Origin of the sequence: Streptomyces rectiverticillatus, from assembly GCF_013394065.1 — a bacterium.
In the GTDB taxonomy this organism is placed as follows: Bacteria; Actinomycetota; Actinomycetes; order Streptomycetales; family Streptomycetaceae; genus Streptomyces; species Streptomyces rectiverticillatus.
In genome coordinates this window covers 3,282,313-3,295,131 of sequence record NZ_CP040752.1, presented here as the reverse complement: position 1 = coordinate 3,295,131, position 12,819 = coordinate 3,282,313, and the positions used below count along the sequence as shown (strand labels likewise).

Sequence of the window (12,819 nt, the reverse complement as noted above, 5' to 3'; positions counted from 1 at the left end):
TAGCCGGTAGTCGAAGGGCGATCACCCATGCGGGTGGTCGCCCTTCGGCGTTTCCCCGGACGGCTGCGCCGAGCACGTCCCGGGGGCGAGTATGGTGATCTTCGTTGCCCTCCCGGAGGGGTCGTGGGCCTTGACGAACGCGACGGGGCGCGCAATTCTCAGGACGCGTCGCCACATCGGTCCACCGTCCGAGGCATGGATCGAAGGCGAACTGGGAAGTCTTGCGTCAGGCGATGCCTGCAGGCGTCCGCCGCACAGCGAGGGACAACAGGATCCCGGAGGGAGAGATTGGTATCGCACCGGTCTCCGCATATCCGCTCTGGACATCAGTGGGCCAAGTGGCTACACTGACCCTTTGCGCTGCCTGTTAGCTGCTCCCTGCCCGTCACCAGGGGCATGCCCACTGTCGAGCACTGCTGATGGAAACCCGCTGACCTGGGATTTCTTATCGATGCACGGAGTGGGGCCGGTACGCGCGTAGTGAGTCCGAGCCCTCGGAAGGACCCCCTCTTGGCCGCCTCGCGCAACGCCTCGACTGCCAATACGAACAACGGCGCCAGCACCGCCCCGCTGCGCATCTCTTTTGCGAAGATCAAGGAGCCCCTCGAGGTTCCGAACCTCCTTGCGCTGCAGACCGAGAGCTTCGACTGGCTGCTCGGCAATGCCGCCTGGAAGGCTCGCGTCGAGGCTGCGCTGGAGTCTGGTCAGGACGTCCCCACCAAGTCCGGTCTGGAGGAGATCTTCGAGGAGATCTCCCCGATCGAGGACTTCTCCGGGTCGATGTCGCTGACCTTCCGCGACCACCGTTTCGAGCCCCCGAAGAACTCGATCGACGAGTGCAAGGAGCGCGACTTCACGTACGCGGCCCCGCTCTTCGTCACCGCCGAGTTCACGAACAACGAGACCGGTGAGATCAAGTCTCAGACGGTCTTCATGGGCGACTTCCCGCTCATGACCAACAAGGGCACCTTCTGCATCAACGGCACCGAGCGTGTCGTCGTCTCGCAGCTGGTCCGCTCGCCCGGCGTCTACTTCGACTCCTCCATCGACAAGACGTCCGACAAGGACATCTTCACGGCCAAGATCATCCCGTCCCGGGGTGCCTGGCTGGAGATGGAGGTCGACAAGCGCGACATGGTCGGTGTCCGCATCGACCGCAAGCGCAAGCAGTCCGTTACCGTCCTCCTGAAGGCTCTCGGCTGGACCACCGAGCAGATCCTCGAGGAGTTCGGCGAGTACGAGTCCATGCGCGCCACCCTGGAGAAGGACCACACCCAGGGCCAGGACGACGCGCTGCTCGACATCTACCGCAAGCTGCGCCCGGGCGAGCCCCCGACGCGTGAGGCCGCGCAGACGCTGCTCGAGAACCTCTACTTCAACCCCAAGCGCTACGACCTCGCGAAGGTCGGCCGCTACAAGGTCAACAAGAAGCTCGGCGCGGAGGCCCCCCTCGACGCCGGTGTGCTGACCACGGACGACGTCATCGCGACGATCAAGTACCTGGTCAAGCTGCACGCCGGTGAGCTGGAGACGGTCGGCGAGAACGGCACCTCGATCGTCGTCGAGACCGACGACATCGACCACTTCGGCAACCGTCGTCTGCGCAACGTCGGCGAGCTCATCCAGAACCAGGTCCGCACGGGTCTGGCTCGTATGGAGCGCGTCGTCCGCGAGCGTATGACCACCCAGGACGTCGAGGCGATCACGCCGCAGACCCTGATCAACATCCGGCCGGTCGTCGCCTCCATCAAGGAGTTCTTCGGCACCAGCCAGCTGTCCCAGTTCATGGACCAGACCAACCCGCTGTCGGGTCTGACCCACAAGCGCCGTCTGTCGGCGCTGGGCCCGGGTGGTCTCTCCCGTGAGCGGGCCGGCTTCGAGGTCCGTGACGTTCACCCGTCGCACTACGGCCGCATGTGCCCGATCGAGACGCCCGAAGGCCCGAACATCGGTCTGATCGGCTCGCTCGCCTCCTACGGCCGCGTCAACGCGTTCGGCTTCGTCGAGACCCCGTACCGCAAGGTCGTCGAGGGCGTCGTCACGGACGAGGTCGACTACCTGACTGCCGACGAGGAAGACCGCTTCGTCATCGCCCAGGCGAACGCCGCCCTCACCGAGGACATGCGCTTCGCCGAGGCCCGCGTGCTGGTCCGCCGCCGTGGCGGCGAGATCGACTACATCGCCGGCGACGACGTCGACTACATGGACGTCTCCCCGCGCCAGATGGTGTCGGTCGCGACCGCCATGATCCCGTTCCTCGAGCACGACGACGCCAACCGCGCGCTCATGGGATCGAACATGATGCGCCAGGCCGTTCCGCTGATCAAGGCCGAGGCGCCGCTGGTCGGCACCGGCATGGAGTACCGCTGCGCGGTCGACGCCGGTGACGTCATCAAGGCCGAGAAGGACGGTGTCGTCCAGGAGGTCTCCGCCGACTACGTCACGGTGGCCAACGACGACGGCACGTACAACACCTACCGGGTCGCGAAGTTCTCGCGCTCCAACCAGGGCACGTCCTTCAACCAGAAGGTCGTCGTCGACGAGGGCGCCCGCGTCATCGCCGGCCAGGTGCTCGCCGACGGCCCGTCCACGGACGAGGGCGAGATGGCCCTCGGCAAGAACCTGCTCGTGGCCTTCATGCCGTGGGAGGGTCACAACTACGAGGACGCGATCATCCTGTCGCAGCGCCTCGTCCAGGACGACGTCCTCTCCTCGATCCACATCGAGGAGCACGAGGTCGACGCCCGTGACACCAAGCTCGGCCCGGAGGAGATCACCCGGGACATCCCGAACGTCTCCGAGGAGGTCCTCGCCGACCTCGACGAGCGCGGCATCATCCGCATCGGTGCCGAGGTCGTCGCCGGCGACATCCTGGTCGGCAAGGTCACCCCGAAGGGTGAGACCGAGCTGACCCCGGAGGAGCGCCTGCTCCGCGCGATCTTCGGTGAGAAGGCCCGTGAGGTCCGTGACACCTCGCTGAAGGTCCCGCACGGCGAGATCGGCAAGGTCATCGGCGTCCGCGTCTTCGACCGCGAGGAGGGGGACGAGCTTCCCCCGGGCGTGAACCAGCTGGTCCGCGTCTACGTCGCCCAGAAGCGCAAGATCACCGACGGTGACAAGCTCGCCGGCCGTCACGGCAACAAGGGTGTCATCTCCAAGATCCTCCCGGTCGAGGACATGCCGTTCCTCGAGGACGGCACCCCGGTCGACATCATCCTCAACCCGCTCGGTGTCCCGTCCCGAATGAACCCGGGCCAGGTCCTCGAGATCCACCTCGGCTGGCTCGCCAGCCGCGGCTGGAAGGTCGAGGGCGACGAGGACTGGATGAAGCGCCTGCAGGCCATCGGCGCCGACGACGTCGCGCCGGGCACCAACGTCGCGACCCCGGTCTTCGACGGCGCCCGCGAGGACGAGATCGCCGGTCTCTTCGAGTCCACGATCCCGAACCGCGACGGCGAGCGCATGGTGCTCCCGTCCGGCAAGGCCCGGATGTTCGACGGCCGCTCCGGCGAGCCGTTCCCGGACCCGATCTCCGTCGGGTACATGTACATCCTCAAGCTGCACCACCTGGTCGACGACAAGCTGCACGCCCGTTCGACCGGCCCGTACTCCATGATCACCCAGCAGCCGCTGGGTGGTAAGGCTCAGTTCGGTGGCCAGCGCTTCGGTGAGATGGAGGTGTGGGCGCTGGAGGCATACGGCGCCGCGTACGCCCTCCAGGAGCTGCTGACCATCAAGTCCGACGACGTCACCGGCCGCGTGAAGGTCTACGAGGCCATCGTCAAGGGCGAGAACATCCCCGAGCCCGGCATTCCCGAGTCCTTCAAGGTGCTCATCAAGGAAATGCAGTCCCTCTGCCTCAACGTGGAGGTGCTGTCCTCGGACGGCATGTCCATCGAGATGCGCGACACGGACGAGGACGTCTTCCGCGCTGCGGAAGAGCTCGGTATCGACCTGTCCCGGCGCGAGCCGAGCAGCGTCGAAGAGGTCTGACGGGTCTGACGGGGGGCTCGCCACGAGCCCCCCGTCGTCCCCGGACCCCCTCAGACCACTGATGAAGACACGACCCTGAAAGAGGGATTGACGAACAGTGCTCGACGTCAACTTCTTCGACGAGCTGCGGATCGGCCTGGCGACCGCGGACGACATCCGAACCTGGTCCCACGGCGAGGTCAAGAAGCCGGAGACCATCAACTACCGCACCCTCAAGCCCGAAAAGGACGGACTCTTCTGCGAGAAGATCTTCGGTCCGACCCGGGACTGGGAGTGCTACTGCGGCAAGTACAAGCGTGTCCGCTTCAAGGGCATCATCTGTGAGCGCTGTGGCGTCGAGGTCACCCGCGCCAAGGTGCGCCGTGAGCGGATGGGCCACATCGAGCTGGCCGCTCCCGTCACCCACATCTGGTACTTCAAGGGCGTTCCGTCGCGTCTGGGCTACCTGCTCGACCTCGCCCCGAAGGACCTCGAGAAGGTCATCTACTTCGCCGCCTACATGATCACGTGGGTGGACGAGGAGCGCCGTACGCGCGACCTGCCCTCGCTGGAGGCCCACGTCTCCGTCGAGCGCCAGCAGATCGAGCAGCGCCGCGACGCCGACCTCGAGGCCCGTGCCAAGAAGCTCGAGGCCGACCTGGCCGAGCTGGAGGCCGAGGGTGCCAAGGCCGACGTGCGCCGCAAGGTGCGCGAGGGCGCCGAGCGTGAGATGAAGCAGCTGCGCGACCGTGCGCAGCGCGAGATCGACCGTCTGGACGAGGTCTGGAACCGCTTCAAGAACCTCAAGGTCCAGGACCTCGAGGGCGACGAGCTGCTCTACCGCGAGCTGCGCGACCGCTTCGGCACCTACTTCATGGGTGCGATGGGCGCCGCCGCGCTGCAGAAGCGCCTGGAGTCCTTCGACCTCGACGAGGAGGCCGAGCGCCTCCGCGAGATCATCCGGACCGGCAAGGGCCAGAAGAAGACCCGTGCGCTCAAGCGCCTCAAGGTCGTCTCCGCCTTCCTGCAGACCCGCAACAGCCCCAGCGGCATGGTGCTGGACTGCATCCCCGTGATCCCGCCGGACCTGCGTCCGATGGTGCAGCTGGACGGTGGCCGCTTCGCGACCTCCGACCTGAACGACCTGTACCGCCGTGTGATCAACCGCAACAACCGCCTCAAGCGTCTCCTTGACCTCGGTGCCCCCGAGATCATCGTGAACAACGAGAAGCGGATGCTGCAGGAGGCCGTCGACGCGCTGTTCGACAACGGCCGCCGCGGTCGCCCGGTCACCGGTCCCGGTAACCGCCCGCTGAAGTCCCTCAGCGACATGCTGAAGGGCAAGCAGGGTCGATTCCGTCAGAACCTGCTCGGTAAGCGAGTCGACTACTCGGCCCGTTCCGTCATCGTCGTCGGTCCGCAGCTGAAGCTGCACCAGTGCGGTCTGCCCAAGGCCATGGCGCTGGAGCTCTTCAAGCCGTTCGTGATGAAGCGCCTGGTCGACCTGAACCACGCGCAGAACATCAAGTCGGCCAAGCGCATGGTCGAGCGCGGCCGCACCGTGGTGTACGACGTCCTCGAAGAGGTCATCGCCGAGCACCCGGTGCTGCTGAACCGTGCGCCCACCCTGCACCGCCTCGGCATCCAGGCCTTCGAGCCGCAGCTGGTCGAGGGCAAGGCCATCCAGATCCACCCGCTCGTCTGCACCGCGTTCAACGCGGACTTCGACGGTGACCAGATGGCCGTCCACCTGCCGCTCTCCGCGGAGGCGCAGGCCGAGGCCCGCATCCTGATGCTGTCCTCGAACAACATCCTCAAGCCGGCCGACGGCCGTCCGGTCACCATGCCGACCCAGGACATGGTGCTCGGTCTGTTCTTCCTCACCACCGACGAGGAAGAGCGCAAGGTCATCGGTGAGGGCCGGTCCTTCGGCTCGGTCGCCGAGGCGATCATGGCGTTCGACGCCCGTGAGCTCTCGCTCCAGGCGAAGGTCGACATCCGCTTCCCGATCGGCACCGTTCCCCCGCGCGGCTGGGTTCCCCCGGTCGCCGAGGAGGGCGAGCCGGAGTGGCAGCAGGGCGACAGCTTCCGCCTGCGCACCACCCTGGGCCGCGCGCTCTTCAACGAGCTGCTGCCCGAGGACTACCCGTTCGTCGACTACTCGGTGGGCAAGAAGCAGCTCTCCGAGATCGTCAACGACCTGGCCGAGCGCTACCCCAAGGTCATCGTGGCGGCGACGCTCGACAACCTGAAGGCGGCCGGCTTCCACTGGGCGACCCGTTCCGGCGTCACCGTCGCGGTTTCCGACATCGTCGTGCCGGAGGCCAAGAAGGAGATCGTCAAGGGCTACGAGGCCCAGGACGAGAAGGTCCAGAAGCAGTACGAGCGCGGTCTGATCACCAAGGACGAGCGCACGCAGGAGCTCATCGCGATCTGGACCAAGGCGACCAACGAGGTCGCCGAGGCGATGAACGCGAACTTCCCCAAGACGAACCCCATCTTCATGATGGTTGACTCGGGTGCCCGAGGAAACATGATGCAGATGCGGCAGATCGCCGGTATGCGTGGTCTGGTGTCGAACGCGAAGAACGAGACCATTCCGCGACCCATTAAGGCGTCGTTCCGTGAGGGTCTCTCCGTGCTGGAGTACTTCATCTCCACCCACGGTGCCCGTAAGGGTCTCGCGGACACCGCCCTGCGTACCGCCGACTCGGGTTACCTGACCCGTCGTCTCGTGGACGTCTCGCAGGACGTCATCATCCGCGAGGAGGACTGCGGCACCGAGCGCGGCCTCAAGCTGCAGATCGCGTCCCGCGGTGCCGACGGCGTGCTGCGCAAGGCCGAGGACGTCGAGACCAGCGTCTACGCCCGCATGCTGGCCGAGGACGTCGTCATCGACGGCAAGGTCATCGCGCCGGCCAACGTCGACCTCGGTGACGTGCTCATCGACCAGCTCGTCGCCAACGGCGTCGAGACGGTCAAGACCCGTTCGGTCCTCACCTGTGAGTCCGCGGTCGGCACCTGTGCCTTCTGCTACGGCCGCTCGCTGGCGACCGGCAAGCTGGTGGACATCGGTGAGGCGGTCGGCATCATCGCCGCCCAGTCCATCGGTGAGCCCGGTACCCAGCTGACGATGCGTACCTTCCACACCGGTGGTGTGGCCGGTGACGACATCACCCAGGGTCTGCCCCGTGTCGTCGAGCTCTTCGAGGCCCGTACGCCCAAGGGTGTCGCCCCGATCTCGGAGGCGGCCGGCCGCATCCGCATCGAGGAGACCGAGAAGACCAAGAAGCTCATCGTCACCCCGGACGACGGCAGCGAGGAGACGGCGTTCCCGATCTCCAAGCGTGCCCGTCTGCTGGTCAGCGAGGGTGAGCACGTCGAGGTGGGCCAGAAGCTCACCGTGGGTGCCACCAACCCGCACGACGTGCTGCGCATCCTGGGTCAGCGCGCCGTCCAGGTCCACCTGGTCGGCGAGGTCCAGAAGGTCTACAACTCGCAGGGCGTGTCGATCCACGACAAGCACATCGAGATCATCATCCGGCAGATGCTGCGCCGCGTGACCATCATCGAGTCCGGCGACGCGGAGCTGCTGCCGGGCGAGCTCGTGGAGCGCTCGCGCTTCGAGGGCGAGAACCGTCGTGTGGTCACCGAGGGCGGTCACCCCGCCTCCGGCCGTCCGCAGCTGATGGGTATCACCAAGGCTTCGCTCGCCACCGAGTCGTGGCTGTCGGCGGCGTCCTTCCAGGAGACGACCCGGGTGCTCACCGACGCGGCGATCAACGCCAAGTCGGACTCCCTGATCGGCCTCAAGGAGAACGTCATCATCGGTAAGCTCATCCCGGCCGGTACGGGCCTGTCCCGCTACCGCAACATCCGGGTGGAGCCCACCGAGGAGGCCAAGGCCGCGATGTACTCGGCCGTCGGTTACGACGACATCGACTACTCGCCCTTCGGCACCGGCTCCGGCCAGGCGGTCCCGCTGGAGGACTACGACTACGGTCCGTACAACCAGTAAGTCGCAAGCGGTACGTCCACAGGGCGGTCACCCCACCGGGGTGGCCGCCCTGCGGCGTACCGGGGACGTGCCCGGGGGAGCGCCGGCCGCGTGATTTCACCCATACGCGCGACACGGACCTCCCGCAGACCCGGGAAACCCCCACATATGCAGCACATCGGGGTGTCCTCCGCGTGTGCATTTGTTTTGACCGCAGCCCATGCGCTAGGTAGGCTCTGACCTTGTGCCTGGGGTGTCCCTGGGCTCTCGTGCGTGCCCACAGTCCGCGCGGGAGACCGGACCTCTCGGATCTTTTCGGTCCGATGCGGTCGAAGACACCGAAATCTGCGCCCTTCCGTACACCGGCAGGGGTCTGCGGCCTTCGACACGCCCGACCGCGTGGGTCGGCGGGTTCCAGGTTAGTTTTATCGTGATCGGCACACAGAAACCGGAGAAACGGTGCCTACGATCCAGCAGCTGGTCCGGAAGGGCCGGCAGGACAAGGTCGAGAAGAACAAGACGCCCGCACTCGAGGGTTCGCCCCAGCGCCGCGGCGTCTGCACGCGTGTTTTCACGACCACCCCGAAGAAGCCGAACTCGGCGCTCCGTAAGGTCGCGCGTGTGCGTCTGACCTCCGGCATCGAGGTCACCGCTTACATTCCGGGTGAGGGCCACAACCTGCAGGAGCACTCCATCGTGCTCGTGCGCGGTGGCCGTGTGAAGGACCTTCCGGGTGTTCGCTACAAGATCATCCGCGGTTCCCTCGACACGCAGGGCGTCAAGAACCGTAAGCAGGCTCGCAGCCGCTACGGCGCCAAGAAGGAGAAGTAAGAATGCCTCGTAAGGGCCCCGCCCCGAAGCGCCCGGTCATCATCGACCCGGTTTACGGCTCCCCTCTGGTGACGTCGCTGATCAACAAGATCCTCCTGCACGGCAAGCGCTCCACCGCCGAGCGCATCGTGTACGGCGCCATGGAGGGTCTGCGCGAGAAGACCGGTAACGACCCGGTCATCACCCTCAAGCGCGCTCTCGAGAACGTGAAGCCGGCTCTCGAGGTCAAGTCCCGCCGCGTCGGTGGCGCCACCTACCAGGTGCCGGTCGAGGTCCGTCCGGGCCGCGCCTCCACCCTGGCGCTGCGCTGGCTGGTCGGGTACTCCCGCGCCCGTCGCGAGAAGACCATGACCGAGCGCCTCATGAACGAGCTGCTGGACGCCTCGAACGGCCTCGGCGCTTCGGTCAAGAAGCGTGAGGACACGCACAAGATGGCCGAGTCCAACAAGGCCTTCGCGCACTACCGCTGGTAGTCGCTACCCCCATCGAGAACCGAGAGAAGACTGAGCCATATGGCCACCACTTCGCTTGACCTGGCCAAGGTCCGCAACATCGGGATCATGGCCCACATCGACGCGGGCAAGACGACCACCACCGAGCGGATCCTGTTCTACACCGGTGTTTCGTACAAGATCGGTGAGGTCCACGACGGCGCTGCCACGATGGACTGGATGGAGCAGGAGCAGGAGCGTGGCATCACGATCACGTCCGCTGCCACCACCTGCCACTGGCCGCTCGACAACGTCGACCACACCATCAACATCATCGACACCCCGGGTCACGTCGACTTCACCGTCGAGGTGGAGCGCTCCCTGCGCGTGCTCGACGGTGCCGTGACGGTGTTCGACGGCGTTGCCGGTGTCGAGCCCCAGTCCGAGACCGTTTGGCGTCAGGCGGACCGCTACGGCGTGCCGCGCATCTGCTTCGTCAACAAGCTGGACCGTACGGGTGCCGAGTTCCACCGCTGCGTCGACATGATCGTCGACCGCCTGGGCGCGGTTCCGCTGGTCATGCAGCTGCCGATCGGCACCGAGGCCGACTTCAAGGGCGTGGTCGACCTCGTCCAGATGAAGGCGCTGGTCTGGTCCGCCGAGGCCGCCAAGGGCGAGATGTACGACGTCGTCGACATCCCGGACACCCACATCGAGGCTGCCGAGGAATGGCGCGGCAAGCTCCTCGAGGGCGTCGCCGAGAACGACGAAGAGATGATGGAGCTCTTCCTCGAGGGCCAGGAGCCCACCGAGGAGCAGCTGATGGCGGCCATCCGCCGCATCACCCTCGCGTCGAAGGGCGGCGGCGACTCCGTCACCGTCACCCCGGTGTTCTGTGGTACCGCGTTCAAGAACAAGGGCGTTCAGCCCCTGCTCGACGCCGTGGTCCGCTACCTGCCGTCGCCGCTGGACATCGAGGCCGTTGAGGGCCACGCGGTCAACAACGCCGACGAGGTCGTGAAGCGCAAGCCGTCCGACGAAGAGCCCTTCGCCGGCCTTGCCTTCAAGATCATGAGCGACCCGCACCTCGGCAAGCTCACCTTCGTCCGGGTTTACTCGGGCCGCATGACGGCGGGCACCCAGGTGCAGAACTCCGTCAAGGGCAAGAAGGAGCGCATCGGCAAGATCTACCGGATGCACGCGAACAAGCGTGAGGAGATCGAGTCGGTGGGTGCCGGTGACATCGTCGCCGTCATGGGTCTGAAGCAGACCACCACCGGTGAGACCCTCTGCGACTCCGCGAACCCGGTGATCCTCGAGTCGATGGACTTCCCGGCCCCGGTCATCCAGGTCGCCATCGAGCCCAAGTCCAAGGGCGACCAGGAGAAGCTCGGCGTCGCGATCCAGCGTCTCGCCGAGGAGGACCCGTCCTTCCAGGTCCACACGGACGAGGAGACGGGCCAGACCATCATCGCGGGTATGGGCGAGCTGCACCTCGACGTGCTGGTCGACCGTATGAAGCGTGAGTTCAAGGTCGAGGCCAACGTCGGCAAGCCGCAGGTCGCGTACCGCGAGACGATCCGCAAGGCCGTCGAGCGCATCGACTACACGCACAAGAAGCAGACTGGTGGTTCCGGCCAGTTCGCCAAGGTGCAGATGGCGATCGAGCCCCTCGAGGGCGACGGTTACGAGTTCGAGAACAAGGTCACCGGTGGCCGCATCCCGCGGGAGTACATCCCGTCCGTGGACGCCGGCTGCCAGGAGGCCATGGAGTTCGGTGTTCTGGCCGGCTACCCGCTGACCGGCGTCAAGGTGACGCTGCTCGACGGTGCCTACCACGACGTCGACTCCTCCGAGCTGGCGTTCAAGATCGCCGGTTCCATGGCGTTCAAGGAGGGTGCTCGTAAGGCGTCCCCGGCTCTGCTCGAGCCGATGATGTCCGTCGAGGTCACCACCCCCGAGGACTACATGGGTGATGTCATCGGTGACATCAACTCCCGCCGTGGCCAGATCCAGGCCATGGAGGACCGTCACGGCGCCAAGCTCGTCAAGGGCCTGGTTCCGCTGTCGGAGATGTTCGGCTACGTCGGAGACCTCCGCAGCAAGACTTCGGGTCGCGCAAGCTACTCGATGCAGTTCGACTCCTACGCCGAGGTTCCGCGGAACGTCGCCGAGGAGATCATCGCGAAGGCCAAGGGCGAGTAATCAGCTCCGTCTCCACAGACGAAGCTCACGCTTTAGGCTTGACACCGACTGTCGGGGCATACCACCGCAAACCGTGGCGGTGTGCCCCGGCGGACGGCACCCCAGCAAAGATCCCTGGCGCCGACCCAATCCAGGCGTACAGAACCACTCCCCAGGAGGACCCCAGTGGCGAAGGCGAAGTTCGAGCGGACTAAGCCGCACGTCAACATCGGCACCATCGGTCACGTCGACCACGGTAAGACCACTCTTACCGCGGCGATCACCAAGGTGCTGCACGACGCGTACCCGGACCTGAACCCCTTCACGCCTTTCGACGAGATCGACAAGGCCCCGGAGGAGCGTCAGCGCGGTATCACCATCTCGATCGCGCACGTCGAGTACCAGACCGAGTCGCGTCACTACGCCCACGTTGACTGCCCGGGTCACGCGGACTACATCAAGAACATGATCACCGGTGCCGCCCAGATGGACGGCGCGATCCTCGTGGTCGCCGCGACCGACGGTCCGATGCCGCAGACCAAGGAGCACGTGCTCCTGGCCCGCCAGTCCGGCGTTCCGTACATCGTTGTCGCCCTGAACAAGGCCGACATGGTGGACGACGAGGAGATCCTGGAGCTCGTCGAGCTCGAGGTCCGTGAGCTCCTCAACGAGTACGAGTTCGACGGCGACAACGCTCCGGTCGTCCAGGTCTCGGCGCTCAAGGCGCTCGAGGGCGACAAGGAGTGGGGCGAGAAGCTCCTCGGCCTGATGAAGGCTGTCGACGAGAACATCCCGCAGCCCGAGCGTGACGTCGACAAGCCGTTCCTGATGCCGATCGAGGACGTCTTCACGATCACCGGTCGTGGCACCGTCGTCACCGGTCGTATCGAGCGTGGTGTCCTGAAGGTCAACGAGACCGTCGACATCATCGGCATCAAGACCGAGAAGACCACCACCACGGTCACCGGCATCGAGATGTTCCGCAAGCTGCTCGACGAGGGCCAGGCCGGTGAGAACGTCGGTCTGCTCCTCCGTGGCATCAAGCGCGAGGACGTCGAGCGCGGCCAGTGCATCATCAAGCCGGGTTCGGTCACCCCGCACACCGAGTTCGAGGCCACGGCCTACATCCTGTCGAAGGACGAGGGTGGCCGCCACACCCCGTTCTTCAACAACTACCGTCCGCAGTTCTACTTCCGTACGACTGACGTGACCGGTGTTGTGACCCTCGCCGAGGGCACCGAGATGGTCATGCCCGGCGACAACGCCGAGATGTCCGTCTCCCTGATCCAGCCCGTCGCGATGGAGGAGGGCCTGCGCTTCACCATCCGTGAGGGCGGCCGCACCGTCGGCGCCGGCCAGGTCACCAAGATCAACAAGTAAGCTTTCCCTTACTTGAAGGTCTGA

General features: G+C 65.8%; 6 protein-coding genes. All 6 read left to right on the top strand.

The features are described from left to right. Window positions 1-510 precede the first annotated feature (510 nt). On the top strand, window positions 511-3,993 hold the full coding sequence (gene rpoB, locus FGW37_RS14125; RefSeq protein ID WP_179081380.1) for a DNA-directed RNA polymerase subunit beta: 3,483 nt from the start codon (window positions 511-513) through the stop codon (window positions 3,991-3,993). 97 nt (window positions 3,994-4,090) lie between these two features. Further along, entirely contained in the window at window positions 4,091-7,990 is a 3,900-nt protein-coding gene (locus FGW37_RS14120) for a DNA-directed RNA polymerase subunit beta' (RefSeq protein ID WP_179081379.1), read from the top strand. A gap of 438 nt (window positions 7,991-8,428) precedes the next feature. Beyond that, window positions 8,429-8,800, top strand: a complete 372-nt coding sequence (rpsL, locus tag FGW37_RS14115; RefSeq protein ID WP_003948652.1) for a 30S ribosomal protein S12 — start codon at window positions 8,429-8,431, stop codon at window positions 8,798-8,800. A 2-nt stretch (window positions 8,801-8,802) separates the two neighbouring features. Then, complete coding sequence (rpsG, locus tag FGW37_RS14110; RefSeq protein ID WP_004950419.1) at window positions 8,803-9,273, top strand: 30S ribosomal protein S7; 471 nt, start codon at window positions 8,803-8,805, stop codon at window positions 9,271-9,273. 39 nt (window positions 9,274-9,312) lie between these two features. Continuing rightward, on the top strand, window positions 9,313-11,436 hold the full coding sequence (gene fusA / locus FGW37_RS14105) for an elongation factor G (protein WP_179081378.1): 2,124 nt from the start codon (window positions 9,313-9,315) through the stop codon (window positions 11,434-11,436). A gap of 165 nt (window positions 11,437-11,601) precedes the next feature. Next, on the top strand, window positions 11,602-12,795 hold the full coding sequence (gene tuf / locus FGW37_RS14100; RefSeq protein ID WP_058046830.1) for an elongation factor Tu: 1,194 nt from the start codon (window positions 11,602-11,604) through the stop codon (window positions 12,793-12,795). The last annotated feature ends 24 nt before the right edge of the window (window positions 12,796-12,819 follow it).